This window comes from Bradyrhizobium iriomotense (assembly GCF_030160715.1).
Taxonomy (GTDB): domain Bacteria; phylum Pseudomonadota; class Alphaproteobacteria; order Rhizobiales; family Xanthobacteraceae; genus Bradyrhizobium; species Bradyrhizobium iriomotense.
The window spans coordinates 40,008-57,758 of record NZ_BSOW01000011.1 but is presented as its reverse complement, the minus strand read 5'-3'; the positions used below and the strand labels follow the sequence as shown (position 1 = coordinate 57,758).

The 17,751-nt window shown below is 64.9% G+C and carries 16 protein-coding genes; 12 read left to right on the top strand and 4 right to left on the bottom strand.

Going from position 1 to position 17,751, the window contains the following annotated elements; all coding sequences use genetic code 11:
- Window positions 1-8 precede the first annotated feature (8 nt).
- From QQL28_RS16985 to QQL28_RS16975, 3 genes are read right to left on the bottom strand one after another with little or no spacing between them, the layout of a single operon-like run.
- Entirely contained in the window at window positions 9-1,559 is a 1,551-nt protein-coding gene (locus tag QQL28_RS16985) for a WS/DGAT/MGAT family O-acyltransferase (RefSeq protein WP_284267200.1), read from the bottom strand.
- Window positions 1,560-1,605: 46 nt separating this feature from the next.
- Window positions 1,606-2,406, bottom strand: a complete 801-nt coding sequence (locus QQL28_RS16980; RefSeq protein WP_284267199.1) for an esterase/lipase family protein — start codon at window positions 2,404-2,406, stop codon at window positions 1,606-1,608.
- Window positions 2,406-2,663, bottom strand: coding sequence for a DUF6489 family protein (locus tag QQL28_RS16975; protein ID WP_284267198.1), 258 nt, complete (start codon window positions 2,661-2,663; stop codon window positions 2,406-2,408). The genes QQL28_RS16980 and QQL28_RS16975 overlap by 1 nt, the downstream gene beginning before the upstream one ends.
- A 308-nt stretch (window positions 2,664-2,971) precedes the next feature.
- Here QQL28_RS16975 and QQL28_RS16970 point away from each other — a divergent pair, with 308 nt between their 5' ends.
- The 12 genes from QQL28_RS16970 (at window position 2,972) to QQL28_RS16915 (ending at window position 16,885) form a co-directional block, all read left to right on the top strand.
- Complete coding sequence (locus QQL28_RS16970; RefSeq protein WP_284267197.1) at window positions 2,972-4,573, top strand: ABC transporter substrate-binding protein; 1,602 nt, start codon at window positions 2,972-2,974, stop codon at window positions 4,571-4,573.
- A 99-nt stretch (window positions 4,574-4,672) separates the two neighbouring features.
- The gene (locus QQL28_RS16965) at window positions 4,673-5,653 is read left to right on the top strand and encodes an ABC transporter permease (protein ID WP_284267196.1); all 981 of its coding nucleotides are present in this window, start codon (window positions 4,673-4,675) and stop codon (window positions 5,651-5,653) included.
- 1 nt (window position 5,654) lies between these two features.
- Entirely contained in the window at window positions 5,655-6,626 is a 972-nt protein-coding gene (locus tag QQL28_RS16960; RefSeq protein WP_284267195.1) for an ABC transporter permease, read from the top strand.
- Between the two features lie 13 nt (window positions 6,627-6,639).
- Window positions 6,640-7,626 carry an ABC transporter ATP-binding protein gene (locus QQL28_RS16955; protein ID WP_284267194.1) on the top strand — a complete coding sequence of 329 codons (987 nt, stop codon included), beginning with the start codon at window positions 6,640-6,642 and terminating at the stop codon, window positions 7,624-7,626.
- Window positions 7,623-8,612 (top strand): ABC transporter ATP-binding protein, encoded by a 990-nt coding sequence (locus tag QQL28_RS16950; RefSeq protein WP_284267193.1) that lies wholly within the window; start codon window positions 7,623-7,625, stop codon window positions 8,610-8,612. The genes QQL28_RS16955 and QQL28_RS16950 overlap by 4 nt, the downstream gene beginning before the upstream one ends.
- An 88-nt stretch (window positions 8,613-8,700) precedes the next feature.
- Window positions 8,701-10,506, top strand: coding sequence for a gamma-glutamyltransferase family protein (locus QQL28_RS16945; RefSeq protein WP_284267192.1), 1,806 nt, complete (start codon window positions 8,701-8,703; stop codon window positions 10,504-10,506).
- An 18-nt stretch (window positions 10,507-10,524) separates the two neighbouring features.
- A complete protein-coding gene (locus QQL28_RS16940; protein ID WP_284267191.1) occupies window positions 10,525-11,235 on the top strand; it encodes a DUF1028 domain-containing protein in 711 nt (236 codons plus the stop codon).
- Complete coding sequence (locus QQL28_RS16935) at window positions 11,232-12,221, top strand: ABC transporter ATP-binding protein (RefSeq protein ID WP_284267190.1); 990 nt, start codon at window positions 11,232-11,234, stop codon at window positions 12,219-12,221. Before QQL28_RS16940 ends, QQL28_RS16935 begins: the two co-directional genes overlap by 4 nt.
- Window positions 12,221-13,327 (top strand): ABC transporter ATP-binding protein, encoded by a 1,107-nt coding sequence (locus QQL28_RS16930; protein WP_284267189.1) that lies wholly within the window; start codon window positions 12,221-12,223, stop codon window positions 13,325-13,327. Before QQL28_RS16935 ends, QQL28_RS16930 begins: the two co-directional genes overlap by 1 nt.
- Window positions 13,328-13,389: 62 nt before the next feature.
- Window positions 13,390-14,898 carry an ABC transporter substrate-binding protein gene (locus tag QQL28_RS16925; RefSeq protein WP_284267188.1) on the top strand — a complete coding sequence of 503 codons (1,509 nt, stop codon included), beginning with the start codon at window positions 13,390-13,392 and terminating at the stop codon, window positions 14,896-14,898.
- A gap of 154 nt (window positions 14,899-15,052) precedes the next feature.
- A complete protein-coding gene (locus tag QQL28_RS16920) occupies window positions 15,053-15,994 on the top strand; it encodes an ABC transporter permease (RefSeq protein WP_284267187.1) in 942 nt (313 codons plus the stop codon).
- Window positions 15,995-15,997: 3 nt separating this feature from the next.
- Complete coding sequence (locus QQL28_RS16915) at window positions 15,998-16,885, top strand: ABC transporter permease (RefSeq protein ID WP_284267186.1); 888 nt, start codon at window positions 15,998-16,000, stop codon at window positions 16,883-16,885.
- A 116-nt stretch (window positions 16,886-17,001) separates the two neighbouring features.
- Here the strand turns inward: QQL28_RS16915 and cnbZ are convergent, their stop codons facing one another.
- Window positions 17,002-17,745 (bottom strand): 2-amino-5-chloromuconate deaminase CnbZ, encoded by a 744-nt coding sequence (cnbZ, locus tag QQL28_RS16910; RefSeq protein ID WP_284267185.1) that lies wholly within the window; start codon window positions 17,743-17,745, stop codon window positions 17,002-17,004.
- Window positions 17,746-17,751: the final 6 nt, after the last annotated feature.

Below are 17,751 nucleotides of genomic sequence, written 5' to 3'. Positions count from 1 at the left end.
CAAAATTCCTACTCGGCAGCGCCTTTGACGTCGGCCGCAGGCGGCGCGTAGGCCGCCTCCAGCGCGGCGAACTCTTCCGGCAGCATGTCGCACATCACCGGCACGTGCGGGATGATGTTGGCGCCGACGATGAAGCCGAAATCGAGCTGGTCGCGATAGCTCTGCACGGTGATGTTGAGCGCCTGCCCATGGGTGGAGATCGACACCGGATAGATGTGCAGCAGCTCGGCACCTGCGGCATAGAGCGTCTGCCGCGGCCCCGGCACGTTGGAGACGGTGATGTTGGCCGCCGGCGGAAGCACGTCCGACAGGTTCGAGCGGCTGTAGAGCAACGCCAGGATCTGCACCATCATCGGCGCGCCCAGCATCGAGATGTTGGAGACCTGCGGCATCAGCGCACGCAGCGGATGCGACATCTCCTTGGCCTTGGTCGACTGCGCAATGATCGCCTCGAGCCGTCCCTTGGGATCGTCGATATTGGTGGCGATCGAGCAGATCATGCCGAACACCTGGTTGTTGGCCTCGGTATTGCCCTCCTCGCGGAGCGAGATCGGCACCGCCGCGGTCAGCGATTTTGCGGGCAGCGCGCCGTGTTGCTGGAGATAGCGCCGCACCACGCCGGAGGCGAGCGCGAGCACCACGTCGTTGAGCTTGCCGCCGGCCTGCTTGGCAAGCGCCTTGGCGCGCGACAGCGGGATCGAGACGCCGGCAAAGCTGCGCTCGGACGAAATCGACTTGTTGAGCAGGGTCGGCGGCGACACCATGTTGGCAAGGCTCTCGCGCGAGTTCGGATCGGAGATCTTGCCGAGCACGTCGGAGACGCTCTTGAGCACGGTCGGGATGTTGCCGGCAAAGCGCACCGCGCTTTCGATCTGGTACATCGCATTGTCGAACAGGATCGAGCCGATATCGCTCTTGCCCGTGCGCGGCAGTTGCAGGTTCTTGGCGGCTTGCGAGGCCTCGAGCGGCTGGGTGAAGAGCTGCTGGTAGGAATCGAGCAGATTGGCGGCGATATCGCGCGGCTCCTGGCCGGGCTTCGCGCCGCCCACCGGCGGATCGACCTGCCGCGGGATCGGCGAGATGTCGTAGATCATGTTGGTCAGCGCCGCGCCGGCGCCGCCGTCGATGGCGGCATGGTGCATCTTGGAATAAAGGCCGACCTCGTTGTCCTTCATGCCCTCGAAGACATAGAACTCCCAGAGCGGACGGGCGCGGTTCAACAGCTTGGCATGCATCCAGCCCACGATGCGCTCGAGGGTGGCGCGGTCGCGCGGAGCCGGCAGGCTGGCGCGGAAGATGTGGCGGTCGATGTCGAACTGGTCGTCCTCGACCCAGGAGGGATGATCGATGTCGAGCGGCGCCTTTTCCAGGCGCGCTTTCAGGATCGGCGCGATGTGCAACCGCGAGGCGATCATCGCCTTGAAGTCTTCGAAGAAGTCGCCCTTGTAGTCGTCAGGCAGGCGAAAGATCGCCATGCTGCCGACATGCATCGGCATTTCCGGCGTTTCGAGATAGAGAAATGACGCGTCCAGCGACGACAGCTTCTTACCGTCACCCATAGTTCCCTCCGACTCACTTGGACAGGCGCCTTATCGGCGCTTCTTGTCAGGCCGATACTGTAGGGTCCGGCGGGGCATATGCAATGGCAAACGGGCCCGCCCGGTCAAATGGCCAGAACTCCCCCTCCGGTTGCGCCAGTCGATCGGCCACGGCCCAGAGCGCTGCGGGGTTGACCCCGAGCCCGATATGGCTTGCGAAATAGACCTCGATGTTCTCGGCACGCTCGGAAGGATGCAGCAGGCAGGTCTTCCAGTTTACGATGCCGTCGCTGCGCGAATAGATCGAGCTGGAGGGGACCGGCAGGTCGCCCGCGATCGCCTCGCGCAGCTCGGAAAAGTCCTCGACCCGTTCGCCGGACAGCGCCTCATAGAGCCGCGTCGCATTGGTCGCCCGCACGTCATTGGCAAAGGGGCTGCCGAGCGTGACGACATAGCGGACCATGTCGGGCGCCTGGAGTGCCAGGTCGCGTGCATAGACCCCGCCGAGGCTCCATCCGACGAGGCTCACCTTGCGCCCGGTCGCGGCATGAATTTCCGCCAGACGGGAGCGCAGCGTCTCCCGAACGCGCGTCAGGCCGCCGAGATTGCGGCCCATCCGCCAGGCCTGAGCGTCATAGCCAAGCTCGTGCAGATAGCGGCGCATCGGCGCCATCGACAGGTCGCTGGCGAGAAAGCCAGGCAGCGCCAGCACCGGATGGCCGTCGCCCTTCGGCGCCCGCATCAGAAGCGGCGACAGGAACAGGCTGGCGTTGAATTCGAACAGGCCGCGCGCTTCCGCGAGCAGGAGCCCGAGGCCCGGCGGACGAAGCCGGCGCGAGGCCTCTGCTCCATCCCGATCGACCGGCATTACTTCTTCTTGTCGCCGCTACGCGGCCCGCCGAGCCCGGCCATCGCGACGAACATGTCCTGAAACCGCTCGGCGATCTTCGGATCGAAGGTGAACCAGCTCTGGACCAACGACTCTGGCGATATCTTTTCGATGTTGCTCAGCACCTGCTGCTGCAACTTGTCCATCACGGCCGTCTGCATCGGCGCCACGTCCGGCAATCCGAAGAACTGGCGGGCCTCGAGGGGCGTGCAGTCGATTTCGACGTTAACTTTCATATCCCCTCCTGATCGGATTCGAGCGGCCTTGCCGCAGTATCACCGCGAGTTGTGGTGCAACGCAAGCGACCAGATGCGAGGCGCCGCCTGCCCCCCTCCCGCATTCGGTCAATATGGTCAATCAAAAGTCGAATGTCGCGGGCGGGCCATCTGTCGGAGTATCGGTCAGCATTGCTGCACAGCGGCGCAACTTGGCGCGTTCCTTGCTGGAATGGCGCTTGCACGGTGCAAAAACTCTGGGCAACATGGATAAATCAGCCGGCCGAACAATCAAAAATCACGGCATGGCAGAGTGGAGAGGGTCAAGAATGTCGGTACGTCACGGTCTTCTAGCGATGACGCTTGCCTCGGCGCTGGCGTTGGCGGTGTCGCCCGCCTCGAGCCAGACGCTGCGCTACGCCAACCAGGGCGAGCTCAAATCGCTCGATCCGTACACGCTCAATGAAAGCACCACCCACGCCCATCTCGGCCATGTCTATGAGGGGCTGATCGAGCTCGACAAGGACCTGAAGGTCATCCCGGCGCTCGCCGAAAGCTGGGAAACGCCGGAGCCCACCCGCTGGCGATTCCACTTGCGCAAGGGCGTCAAATTTCACAATGGCGATCCCTTCACCGCCGATGACGTGGTGTTCTCGGCCGACCGCGTCCGAGCCCAAGGCTCCAACCTTTTGACCCGCGTCCCTGCCGACGTCAAGGTTGTGAAGGTCGACGACTATACCGTCGATTTCATCCTGACGTCTCCCAATCCCATCCTGCTCTCGGGTTGGGACACCTGGTATATCATGGACAAAAAGTGGGCGGAGGCGAACAACGTGGTTGCGCCGACGCCGGTGGCTGCCACGACCCCAAGCTACGCCTCGCTGCACACCAATGGTACCGGTCCCTTCATGATCGAAAGCCATCAGCCGGGCGTGAAGACCGTCTTCAAGGTCAACCCGAACTACTGGCAGAAGCCGCAGCATAATCTCAAGGAGATCGTGTTCACGCCGATCGCCTCCGATGCGACACGCGTGGCGGCGCTTCTGTCGGGCGAAGTCGACGTCATCGAGCCCGTTCCGATCCAGGATATCCAGCGTATTACTTCAAGCCCCAATGCGACGGTGCTTTCCGGCCCGGAATTGCGCACGATCTTCATCGGCATGGACCAGTCGCGCGACGAGTTGTTGTACTCCAGCGTCAAGGGCAAGAATCCATTCAAGGATACCCGCGTCCGCGAGGCCTTCTACAAGGCGATCGACGTCGAGCTGATCAAGAACCGCGTCATGCGCGGGCTCTCCACTCCATCCGCCCTGATGATCGCACCGGAGCTCTATCAGCTGTCGAAGGATTTCACGCGGCCCAAGGCCGATCCGGACGGCGCCAAGAAGCTGCTGACGGAAGCCGGCTATCCTGATGGCTTCGAGGTGACGATGGATTGCCCGAACGATCGCTACGTCAATGACGCGGCGATCTGCCAGGCCGTGGTCGGCATGCTCGCCCGCATCGGCGTCAAGGTGACCCTGCTGGCGCAGCCCAAAGCGCAATATTTCGCCAAGGTGCTCAAGCCGGGCGGCTACAAGACGTCGTTCTACATGCTGGGCTGGACGCCGGGCACGATGGATTCGCACAACGTGCTGCATGACATCATGGGTTGCCGCAACGATCCCAAGGACCCGAACCGCGGCGAATCCAATCTCGGCGGTTATTGCAACAAGCAGCTTGATGAGCTCACGGATAAGGTCCTGGTCGAGAACGACATCGCCAAGCGCAACCAGCTGATCAAGCAGGCCTACGAGATCTCGATCAAGGACTGGTCCTACATCCCGCTGCACCAGCAGGCGCTGGCCTGGGGCGTATCCAAGAAAGTGAAACTGGTTCAGCGCGCGGACAACCAGGTCCTGCTCTACTGGGCCAACAAACAGGAAGAATAAGTGTTGACGAGTTGTGAAGTCCCGGAAGCCTCGGCTTCCGGGACTTGCCGTTTAGGCTACGCGATGATGCGCGCCTCTGAAGAGACCTGAAAGGAACCGATGCTCGCTTTCACTCTTCGCCGGGCAATCCAGGCGATCGGCGTCATGATTGCCGTCGGCATCATTTCGTTCTCGATGTTCCGCTTCGCCGGCGATCCTGTGAACCAGATGGTGTCGATGGACACGTCCGGCGCCGAACGCGCCGCGATCCGCCAGTCGCTCGGCCTCGACGATCCCGTGATCGTGCAGTTCGGCCGCTATGTCGCAAATGCGGCGCAGTTCAAATTCGGCATCTCCTACCAGTTCCGCCTTCCGGTCACGAACCTGTTGATGGAGCGGATGCCGGCGACGCTGGAGCTAGCGATCTGCGCCACAATCTTCGCGATGCTCGGCGGCATCCTGATGGGCGTCTATTCGGCGCTTCGCCGCGACACTTTGCTGGCTCACGCATTCCAGGCGATCTCGTTGATCGGCATCTCGCTGCCGACCTTCCTGATCGGCATTCTGCTGATCTACCTGTTCTCGGTGACGCTCGGCTGGCTGCCTTCGTTCGGCCGCGGCGATGTCGTGCATATCGGCTGGTGGACGACGGGCCTGCTCACGCTCTCCGGATTGAAGGCGCTGATCATGCCCTCGATCACGCTCGGCCTGTTCCAGATGACGCTGATCATGCGCCTGGTGCGCGCCGAGATGCTGGAGGTGATGCGCACCGACTATATCCGCTTCGCCCGCGCCCGCGGGCTCACGACGCGCGCGATCCATTTCGGACATGCGTTGCGGAATACGCTGGTTCCCGTGATCACGGTGGCCGGCCTGCAATTTGGCTCGGTTATTGCTTTCGCGATCATCACCGAGACCGTGTTCCAGTGGCCGGGCATGGGTTTGTTGTTCGTCCAGGCCGTGCAGAATGTCGATATCCCGATCATGGCGGCCTATTTGATGATGGTGTCCCTGATCTTCGTCACCATCAATCTCGTCGTCGATATCCTCTACACCATCGTCGATCCGCGTCTGCGCTCGACGGTCAGCCGGGCACACTGAGATGAGCGAGGCCGTCGTCCCACACAAAGCCGAAGAGCCCCTCGCGCGCGGCGCGGCCCAAACCGGCTGGTTCAAGCGCGCCGTCGAGAGCGACTTGTTCTATTCCTTCCGCCGCTCCAAGATCACAATGATCGCGGCCGCGATCACGCTGCTGTTCTTCCTGCTGGCGGTCTTCGCCTCATTGCTCGCCGTACAGAATCCGTTTGATCCGGCGCAGCTCCAGCTGCTGAATTCGCGCATCTCGCCGCTTTGGACCGCGGACGGTCAAAGCCCGTTCCTGCTCGGCACCGACGAGCAGGGCCGCGACGTGCTGTCCGCAATCCTGTACGGCCTGCGGATTTCTCTCCTCGTCGGCATCCTCGGCGTCGTGCTCTCCGGCGCGCTCGGCATCCTGCTTGGCCTGACGGCCGGCTATTTCGGCGGCGCCGTGGACGGCCTGATCATGCGTGTCGCCGACGTGCAGCTCTCCTTCCCTGCGATCCTGATCGCGCTCCTGATCAACGGCATCGCCAAATCGCTGCTCGGCAACAAGCTCGACGAGATGAGCATGCTGGGCGTGCTGGTGCTCGCGATCGGCCTGAGCTTCTGGGTGCAATATGCCCGCACCGTGCGCGGCTCGGTGATGGTCGAGAAGAACAAGGATTATGTCGCCGCCGCGCAACTGATCGGCCTGCCCGCGCCCGTGATCATGCTGCGCCATGTGCTGCCGAACACGATGGGCCCGATACTTGTCATCGCCACGATCAACCTGGCGCTCGCGATCATCACCGAGGCGACGCTGTCGTTCCTCGGCTCGGGCATGCCCGAGACCATGCCCTCGCTGGGCACGCTGATCCGCATCGGCAACAACTATCTGTTCGCCGGCGAATGGTGGATCGTCGCCTTCCCGGGCCTCGCGCTCGCAATTCTTATCCTCTCCATCAACCTGCTGGGCGATTGGCTGCGCGACGCGCTCAATCCAAAGCTCAGGTGAGTCCATCTCGTCCATGACCGACACAGTTCTCTCCGTGCGTAGTCTACAGGTGGAGTTCGCCTCGCGCCGCGGCACGCTGCGCGCGATCGACGGCGTCTCCTTCGACATTGCCAAGGGCGAGGTGCTGGGCGTGGTCGGCGAGTCCGGCGCTGGAAAGTCGGTCACCGGGCTCGCGGTAATCGGCCTGATCGATCCGCCCGGCCGCATTGCCGGTGGCGAGATCCATCTCGCCGGCACACGCATCGACAATTTGCCGCCCGAGGAAATGCGCCGCGTGCGTGGAAAGCGGATCGGCATGATCTTCCAGGATCCGCTGACCTCGCTGAACCCGCTCTACAAGATCGGCGACCAGATCGTGGAAACGATCCGCACGCATCTGAACCTGTCCGAGCTGGCCGCGCGCCGCCGCGCCATCGATCTCCTCGCCGAGGTCGGCATCCCCGCGCCGGAGAAACGCATCGACGGCTATCCGCACGAATTCTCCGGCGGCATGCGCCAGCGCGTGGTGATTGCGCTGGCGATCTGCGCCGAGCCCGAGCTGATCATCGCGGACGAGCCGACCACCGCACTCGACGTCTCCGTGCAAGCGCAGATCATCTCGCTGATCAAGCGGCTCGGTCGCGACCACGGCACCGCGGTGATGCTGGTGACCCACGACATGGGCGTGATCGCGGAGGCCTCCGACCGCGTCGCGGTGATGTATGCCGGCCGCGTCGCCGAGATCGGCCCGGTACAGGCCGTCGTGAAGAATCCGCTGCACCCCTACGCCAAGGGCCTGATGGGCGCGATCCCGACGCTCGCCGGCGAAGACAAGCGCCTGGTGCAGATCCCCGGCTCCATGCCGCGCCTGTCGGCGATCCCGCGCGGCTGCTCGTTCAATCCGCGCTGCGCGTTTGCGTTCGACCGCTGCCGGGTCGAGCGGCCTGAGCCGCTTGCCCAAGGTGCGCAGTCGGTCGCCTGCCATCTCTATGACAACGCCCCTGCGGAGAGCGCAGCATGAGCGCGCCCTTCGTCCAGGCCAAAAATCTGCGCCGCGTCTTCGACGTCTCGAAGCCGTGGCTGAACCGGGTGCTCGAGGGTGGCCATCTCGAATATCTCAAGGCCGTCGACGGCGTCACCTTCGACATCAACAAAGGCGAGACGTTTGCGCTGGTCGGCGAGTCCGGTTCCGGAAAGACGACGGTGGCGCGGATGATCGTCGGGCTGTTGCCACCGAGCTCGGGCCAGGTCCTGATCGACGGCGTCTCGATGACCGATCCGAAGCAGGCGCCGGCGCGACGCCGCCTGCGCCGCCGCATCCAGATGATCTTCCAGGACCCCTATGCTTCCCTCAATCCGCGCTTCCGGGTCGACGCCATCATCGCCGAGCCGATCCGTGCCTTCGACCTGATCCAGGGCGAGCGCGACATCCAGGCCCGCGTCGGCGAATTGTTGAGCCTGGTGGGGTTGCATCCAGACGACCGGCTGAAATATCCGCACGAGTTCTCCGGCGGTCAGCGCCAGCGCATCGCGATCGCGCGCGCGCTGGCGTCCGACGCCGAGTTCATCGTCTGCGACGAGCCGACCTCGGCGCTCGACGTGTCCGTGCAGGCGCAGATCCTCAATCTGATGCGCGACCTCCAGGACAAGTTCGGCCTCACCTACATGTTCATCAGTCACAACCTCGCGGTCGTCCGCCACATGGCAACCCGCGTCGGCGTAATGTATCTCGGCCGCATCGTCGAGATCGCCGAAGGCCGTGAGCTGTTCGCGCGCCCGCGCATGCCCTACACCAAGATGCTGCTCGGCGCGGTGCCGGATCTCGCGATGTCCGGCCGCCAACGGATTCCGGTCAAGGGCGAGATCCCGAACCCGATCGATCCGCCGCCGGGATGCGCCTTCAATCCGCGCTGCCCCCTCGCCTTCGATCTCTGTCGAAAGGAGACGCCGCAACTGATCGACGGCGTCGCCTGCCACGCCGTCAACACCGCGCCGGTACCGGCGTGACGCGCGCGTGCCATGCTGCCCGCGCAATTGGCAGCAGGTCTTGCCTGTGATCAATTGCGCCCGCCGCAAACAAGAAAAGTGATCTCCCATGGCCAGCAACGTCAATCCGGATCCCTTCACCACGAGGCCTGAGATCGAAGGCACGTTTGGCGTTGTCGCAAGCACGCACTGGATCGCGACCGCCGTCGGCATGGCGATCCTCGAAAAAGGCGGCAACGCGTTTGACGCCGGCGTCGCGACCGCCTTCACGCTTCAGGTGGTCGAGCCGCATCTCAACGGCCCCGGCGGCGACGTGCCCATCATCGTGCATGACGTCAAGCGCGGGCGGACCGAGGTGATCTGCGGCCAGGGCCCGGCGCCGGCGCGCGCCACCATCGCCCATTACAAGAGCGAAGGGCTCGACATGGTGCCCGGCACCGGGCTGCTCGCGGCCTGCGTCCCCGGCACCTTCGAATCCTGGATGCTGCTGCTCCGCGACTACGGCACGATGCGTGTGCGCGACGTGCTGGAACCCGCGATCGCCTATGCGCGCGACGGCTATCCGCTGGTCGAGCGCGCTTGTGCCACGATCAAGACCGTCGAGCAGCTGTTCCGCAAGCACTGGCCGACGTCGGCCGCGGTCTACCTGCCGAACGGCGAAGTCCCGAAACCCGGCACGCTTTTCACCAACAAGACGCTCGCTGCCACCTATTCACGCATCCTGAGCGAAGCCGAAAGCGGCGGCGGCGGACGCGATGCCGAGATCGAGCGCGCGCGAAAAGCCTGGTCGCAAGGCTTTGTCGCCGAGGCCATCGACAAATTCTGCCGGACACAGGAAGTGATGGACGTCAGCGGATCGCCGCATCGCGGCGTGCTCTCGGCCGACGACATGGCGCGCTGGCAGCCGACCATCGAGGCGCCGCTGACCTATGACTACGGCCACTACACCGTCTGCAAGGCCGGCGTCTGGAGCCAGGGTCCGGTCACCTTGCAACAGCTCGCGTTGTTGAAGGGCTTTGCGCTCGACGGGCTCGACCCAACGGGCCCCGAATTCATCCATCTCCAGATCGAATGCGCAAAGCTCGCTTTCGCGGACCGCGAGAAGTTCTACGGCGATCCCAAGTTCAACGAGATCCCGATCGCAACGCTCTTGTCGGATGCGTATAACGACGAGCGCCGCAAGCTGGTCACCGACAAGGCCTCGCTCGACTTCCGGCCCGGCTCGGTCGAAGGCTTTGGCGGGGTCGTCAAATTGCGCCGCGCCGAAGGCCAACGCGAGGCCGTCGGCGCGCTCGGCGCGGGCGAGCCGACGGTCGGCCGCTTCGGCGAGGTGCGCGGCGACACCGTGCATTTCGACATCATCGACAAGGACGGCAACATGGTCTCCTCGACGCCGTCGGGCGGCTGGCTGCAATCCTCGCCGGTCATCCCGGAGCTCGGCTTCTGCCTGGGCAGCCGCGCCCAGATGTTCTGGCTGGAGGAAGGCCACCCCGCATCGCTCGCGCCGGGCAAGCGTCCGCGTACCACGCTGTCGCCGACCATGGCGCTGCGCGACGGCGAGCCGTATCTCGCCTGGGGATCGCCCGGCGGCGACCAGCAGGATCAGTGGATCACGCAGTTCTTCCTGCGGCATGTCCATTGCAACCTCAATCTCCAGGAGGCGATCGACGCGCCGGCTTGGCATTCCGAGCATTTCCCGATTTCGTTCTGGCCGCGCACCGCGCGTCCCGGCGTGCTCGTGGTCGAGAACCGCGTGCCCAAGGCGACGATCGAGAATTTGCGTGAGCGCGGGCATATCGTGGAAGTCGGTCCCGACTGGTCCGAAGGCCGCCTCACCGCCGCATCGCGCGTCGGGGTGCGCCGGCGCGCCGCCGCGAATCCGCGGGGCATGCAGGGTTACGCGGTGGGACGCTGAAGAACGAACGAGCACGACATGACCTGGTCGATCATCGCGCGAGATCCTGCCACCGGCCAGTTCGGCATTGCGGTTGCGACGCGCTTCTTCGCCGTCGGCGCGCGCGTGCCCTTCATCGCCGCGGGCCTTGGCGCGATCGCGACGCAAGCTTTCGTCAATCCCTATTACGGCATCGACGGCGTCAAGCTGTTGCGCGAAGGCCTGAACGCGCATGACGTGCTCGCGGCGCTGCTCGCGACCGATGATGGCCGTGAAAGCCGCCAGGTCCACATCATGGACGCAAGCGGTGAGGTCGCGGCGCACACCGGCCGCGATTGCGTCGACTGGTGCGGACACACGGCGGGTAGCGGCTTCTCCATTGCGGGCAACATGCTTGCCGGTCCCGACGTCCTCAGCGAGACGGCGAAGACCTACATCGCCAATGACAGCCTGCCCTTCCCGCGCCGCCTGCTGGCGGCGATGCGCGCCGGCGAAGCCGCCGGCGGCGACAAGCGCGGCAAGCAGTCTGCCGCGCTGCTCGTCCATGGCGAGGAGGAATGGTCGGCGCTCGACCTGCGCGTCGACGATCATCCCGATCCGCTTGCCGAGCTGGCACGGCTCGAGCAGGTCAGCAACGAACTCTGGGTGCATTTCCGCGGCTCGCTGCCGACACGCCGGAACCCGGCCGGGATCACCGACCGCGCCGTGATCGATGCCCGTGTCGCGGCGGCCCGCACGACAGAGCAATGAGCGCGGCGCCCCTCATCAAGATCGAGGGCCTGCGCGTCCGCTTCCACGGCGACGATGGCCGCATCACCCACGCGGTGGACAGCGTCGATCTCAGTGTCGCCAACGGCGCGACGCTCGGCCTCGTTGGCGAATCCGGCTGCGGCAAGAGCGTGACGTCGCTTGCGATCATGGGGCTGTTGCCGAAGCAGACCAGCGAGGTCACCGGCAACATCCGCTTCGATGGCATTGATCTCCTGCAAACCTCCGACCAGACCCTGCGCGACCTGCGCGGCAACCGGCTCGCGATGATCTTCCAGGAGCCGATGACCTCGCTCAATCCGAGCTTCACCATCGGCGACCAGATCATCGAGACGGTCCTGCGCCACCGCGGCGGCTCAAGGAAGAGCGCGCGCGAGCGGGCGATCGAGCTGCTCCGCCGCGTCCATATCCCCTCGCCCGAGCGGCGCATCGACGAATATCCGCACAAGCTCTCCGGCGGCATGCGCCAGCGCGTGATGATCGCGATGGCGCTCGCCTGTGACCCCCGACTTTTGATCGCCGACGAGCCGACCACGGCGCTCGACGTCACCTTGCAGGCACAGATTTTGGAGCTGATGCGCGAATTGAAGGCCGCGAGCGGCGCGGCCATCATCCTGATCACCCATGATCTCGGCGTCGTCGCCGAGGTCTGCGACGAGGTCGCTGTGATGTATGCCGGCGAGATCGTCGAGCGCGCGCCGGTGGACGAATTGTTTGCCTCGCCGCAGCATCCCTACACCGTCGGCCTGCTCGGCTCGATCCCGCGCCTCGACCACCGCACCGAGCAGCTTGCGACCATCGAAGGCATGGTGCCGAACATGGCGCAGCCGCCGGCCGGCTGCCGCTTCGCTGCAAGATGCCCATTCGTGCTGGAGGCCTGCACGAAAGCGCCGCCGCCGCTTGCCGAAGTGAGCACCAGCCACCTCTCGCGCTGTATCCGCGCGCCGCTCGAGCAATTGGTGTCGTGATGGCGCTGCTCGAGGTCGAAAATCTGGTCAAGCACTTCGTCGCCGAACGCTCCCTGCTCGGCCGGTCCAAGGCTGTCGTCAAAGCAGTAGACGGAGTTAGTTTTACGCTTGAGGCCGGCAAGACGCTGGCGCTGGTCGGCGAATCCGGCTGCGGCAAATCGACGGTCAGCCGGCTGGTGCTGCGGCTGATCGAGCCGGATGCAGGCAGCGTTCGTTTCGAGGGCCGCGATCTGCTCGCGCTCGACGCCAATGCGCTGCGCGCCTTCCGCCGAAGGGCGCAAATCATCTTTCAGGACCCTTACGCCTCGCTCAACCCGCGGATGACGGTCGGCCAGATTCTGACCGAGCCGCTGGCGCTGCATGACCTGGTCCCATCACCCCGCCGGCACGAGCGCGTTGCGGAGCTGTTGCGGCTGGTCGGGCTGGAGCCACGGCTGGCGCGCCGCTATCCGCACGAATTCTCGGGTGGGCAGCGCCAGCGCATCGCGATTGCGCGGGCGCTCGCGGTCGAGCCCAGGCTGATCATCTGCGACGAGCCGGTCTCGGCGCTCGACGTGTCGATCCGCTCGCAGATCCTGAACCTGCTGCGCGAATTGCAGGACCGGCTCGACCTCGCCTACATCTTCGTCTCCCACGATCTTGCCGTGGTGAAGCATATCGCCGACCGCGTCGCCGTGATGAATCTCGGCCGCATCGTCGAGACGGCCGAGGCCGACGCGCTCTTCGCCGCGCCGCGCCATCCCTATAGCCGCGCGCTGCTGTCAGCGATTCCCCTGCCGCAACCGCACGCCAAGCGCAGCACCATCCTGCTTAAGGGCGAGATGCCGAGCGCGCTCAATCCGCCGGCCGGGTGCCGCTTCCACACCCGTTGCCCGTTCGTGATCGATCGCTGCCGCAGCGAGGTACCGCAGCTTTTGGCTGATCGCAGCGGCCATGCCACGGCATGTCACCGCGTCGCGGAGCTGCCGCCGGCCGACGCCATCCTGCCCGCCCCGCACGCCTTGTCGCCGGCGCTTGCGAAATTGGTTGCCGCCTTCAGCCGAAAGGCGGAAGGCGCGGGCCACGCCGGGGTTGGTATGCAAGATGCACCGGCAACACCGAAATAGCCGCCAGCCATGTCAGATAAGCCTTTGGGATTAGCCTTTGGATTAGCCTTGGGGATGATGCAATGAAGATGTTCCGCCTCGCGGCGACCGCCGCCACGTTGCTGATGTCGCTCTGTGCCGCGCAGGCCCAGACCACGCTGCGCATCGGGCTTGCCGAGGACCCTGATATCCTCGATCCGACCATGGCGCGCACCTATGTCGGCCGAATCGTGTTCTCAGCATTCTGCGACAAGCTGTTCGACATCGACGAAAAACTCAACATCGTGCCGCAGCTTGCGCTGTCCAGCGAGATCGCCGACGACGGCAAGGCGCTCGTCATCAAGCTCCGGCCCGGCGTGAAATTCCACGATGGCGAGCCGTTCGACGCGGAGGCCGCAAAGTTCTCCCTGGGGCGCCACCTGACCTTCCCGGGCTCGTTCCGCAAGCCCGAGCTCGCCTCGGTCGATCATGTCGAGGTGCTCGATCCCCTCACGATCAGGCTGGTGTTGAAGGCGCCGTTCTCGCCGCTGCTCGCGCAGCTTGCCGATCGCGCCGGGATGATGGTTTCGCCAAAGGCGGCCAAGGACGCAGGCGACAAGTTCGGCCTGCGCCCCGTCTGCGCCGGCCCGTACAAATTCGTCGAGCGCGTGCAGCAGGACCGCATCGTCTTCGAGAAGTTTGCCGACTATTGGAACAAGGACAATGTTTTCATCGACCGAGTCGTGTTCCAGCCGATCGTCGATGCCACCGTGCGGCTTGCCAATCTGAAATCCGGCGGGCTCGACCTGATCGAACGCGTGCTCGCGACCGATCTGAAAGACGTGCGGGCCGACTCGCGGCTGAAGGTCGCCACCGCCATCGAGCTCGGCTATCAGGGCGTCACGCTCAACATCGGCAAGGACAAGGCCAAGGGACCGCTCAGCCAGTCCGCCAAGGTTCGCCAGGCCCTCGATCTTGCGATCGACCGCGACGCCATCAACCAGGTCGTGTTCAACGGCGAGTTTCAGACCGGAAACCAATGGGTCAATCCGGACCATTCCTATTACCAAAAGGCTTTTCCGCTCCGCGCCCGGAATGTCGAGAAAGCCAAGGCGCTCCTGAAAGAGGCCGGCGTGACGCCGCCTGTCAGCGTCGATTTCCTGGTGCCGAAGGGCGCGGAAAACGAGACGCCGGCGCAAGTGATCCAGTCAATGGCCGCGGAGGCCGGATTCGACATGAAGATCCGCGTCACCGAGTTCGCGACAGGGCTCAAGCAGGCGGAAGCCGGCGACTATCAGGCTTATTTCCTCGCCTGGAGCGGCCGCGTCGATCCCGACGGCAATACCTACATCTTCCTGCACAGCGACGCCCCGCAGAACTACAGCGCCTGGAACAACGCACAAGCCGACAAGGCGCTCGAGGAGGCCCGGCTCGTCAGCGATCAAGACAAGCGCAAGGCGATCTACGAAGGCTTGGCGAAGCTGGCGCAGGAAGAGGAACCGATCCTCTATCTCTACCACCGCCGCATCATCATCGCCCACACGACCAGACTTGAAGGTTACAAGCAGATGCCGGACGGCCTCGTGCGCGTCGTCGGCCTTAAGCTGAAGTGATGCGACTGGTTCCTTGCTCGTGTCCCGGACGCGGCGCAGCGCGCGAGCGCTGCACCGCTGAGCCGGGACCCAGGGCCGCTCGTGACGATGCATGGGTCCCGGTTCAGCAGCGCAGCATTGCATGTTGCGCCGCGCCCGGGACACGGGAGTGTGCATGCTGAACTTCCTCGCCCGCCGTCTCGCGCAGATCGTGCCGACGCTGTTCTTCGTGTCGGTGCTGATCTTCTCGCTCCAGCAACTGCTGCCGGGCGATCCGGCGCTGGTGATGGCCGGCGAAGAGCGTGATCCCGCGGTCATCGAACAGATCCGCCGGCAATACCGGCTCGATCAGCCGATTCCCGTCCAATACGCCTATTGGGTCAAGGGCGTTCTGACCGGCGATTTCGGCGAGTCCCTGCGCAACAAGATGCCGGTGCGCGAGCTGATCGCGCAGAAGCTCCCCGTGACGCTCCAGCTCGCATCGATGGCGATCCTGATCGCGTTCCTGATCGGCATTCCCGCCGGCATCGTCTCGGCGGTCAAGAAGGGCACCGCCTGGGATTACGGCGCCAATTTGTTTGCGCTGTGGGGCATCTCGACACCGAATTTCTGGCTCGGCATCATGCTGATCTTCCTGTTCTCGATCGAGCTCGGCTGGCTGCCGGCCTCCGGCTATGTGCCGCTGACCGAGAACTGGCGCGCGAGCCTTGCTGCCACGATCATGCCGGCCTTCGTGCTCGGCAACGCCATCGCCGCGATCCTGATGCGGCATACGCGGAGCGCCATGCTTCAGGTGCTGGAGAGCGACTATGTCCGCACCGCGCGCGCCAAGGGCCTCCTGGAACGTTCGGTCATCCTCAAGCACGCCATGCGCAATGCGCTGACGCCGGTGATCACGCTCGGCGCGCTCGAGCTCGGCACGCTGCTCTCGGGCGCGGTGCTGACCGAGCAGATCTTTTCCATTCCCGGCTTCGGCAAGCTGATCGTGGATGCCGTATTCAACCGCGACTACGCGGTCGTCCAGGGCGTGGTGCTGGTCACCGCGACGATCTACATCACGCTCAATTTGATCGCCGATATCGCCTACATCCTCGTCAACCCGCGGCTGAGGGGCTAGGCCATGACCGACGCCGTGCTCTCGGCCAATCCCGTCACCGATACGAGCGAGCTCGACAGTCCCGCACGCCGCGCCCGACGGCGCCTGTTCAAGCGCAAGGCCGCGGTCGCGGGGCTTGTCGTGATGACGGCGTTCATCCTGCTGGCCCTGCTGGCGCCGCTGATCGTTCCCTATGATCCCATCGCCACGAGCTGGAGCCTGGTGCGCAAGCCGCCTACCGCGGTGCACTGGTTCGGCACCGATGAGCTCGGCCGCGACATATTGAGCCGCGTCGTCTACGGCGCGCGCGCCTCGCTGCTCGCCGGCGCCATCTCGGTCGCGATTGCGCTCGGCATCGGCGTGCCGCTCGGCCTGCTCGCCGGCTATCGCGGCGGCTTCACCGACGCGCTGATCAGCCGCATCACGGATGCGATGCTCGCCTGCCCGTTCCTGATCCTGGCGATCGCGCTCGCGGCGTTCCTGGGCCCCAGCCTCGGCAACGCCATGATCGCGATCGGCATCTCGGCAACGCCGGTGTTCATTCGCCTGACCCGCGGGCAGGTGCTGAGCGTCAAGGCCGAGGACTATGTCGAGGCGGCGCGCGCGCTCGGCAACCCGTCCTGGCGGATCGCATTCGCGCACATCCTGCCGAACATCCTGCCGGCGCTCCTGGTCCAGGCGACGCTATCGATCGCCGCGGCCATCATCGCAGAGGCCGCATTGTCGTTCCTCGGCCTCGGCCAGCAGCCGCCGGCGCCGTCCTGGGGCAGCATGCTCAACGCCGCACAGCGCTTCCTGACGCAGGCGCCGTGGATGGCGATCTGGCCGGGCCTTGCGATTTTCCTGGTGGTGTTGTCGCTGAACCTGCTCGGCGACGGCCTGCGCGACGCGCTCGATCCGCGCCAGCGCTAGATGTCCCTCATGGTGAGGAGCGCGCTCTTGCGCGCGTCTCGAACCATGAAGCCCGACTTTCGCCCGTGGCCATCCTTCGAGACGCGGCCTCACGGCCGCTCCTCAGGATGAGGATTTCAGATCACGACTTCACGCATCACCCGCCGGCAATCCATCTCGAATTCGAGATCGACCACCGGCGGCCGGGCGAAGTGCCAGGTCAGGCCGGAGCGCAGCGCGCCGCGACGCACCAGCTCGTCGGCCAGCGCGTGGTGGAAATCGCGGATCGAATAGGCCTGCACGGCCGTCGTCTCCTTCCAGCCGAAGCCGAACGCCGAAAGGCGGCTCTCCATCTGCGAGGTGGTGAAGCGAACCTTCTCCGTGATGCCTTCCGGGCTGAGGTCACGGTAGCGCACGGTGCGCTCGACATAGCTGCCGCTTCCCTCCCGCGCCTCGGCACCGCCAGCGATCACGAAACTCGGTGTGCTCGACCGCGTCGGGCGCGTGAAGGAGAACGCATGGAAAGAAGGCTCGGCGGGCGGATCGATCTCGGGACAGACATTGCTGCGCGCCACCGGGTTGGTGGTGCCGTCGAAGATGCTCCACTCGGACAGCGTCTTGACGTAGTGCAGGTTGAAGTTGCGGAAGCCTTCTTCCGTGAAAGCGGCCGGCGAGCGCAGCTCGCAGGCGCAGAACGCCGTCAGCGGACGCCCGGCCTCCCGGATGAATTTTGCGGCGAGCGCAAACCCTTCTGCCAGCGGCACCAGGCGATCGAAGCGAACGCGCTCGATCTCATAGCCGGGATCGGCGGTGGCACCGGCCGAATACTGGAACACGGAGGGAATGAAGCGATAGTTGCCGGCGGCGAATTCGCGGGTCATTTTCGA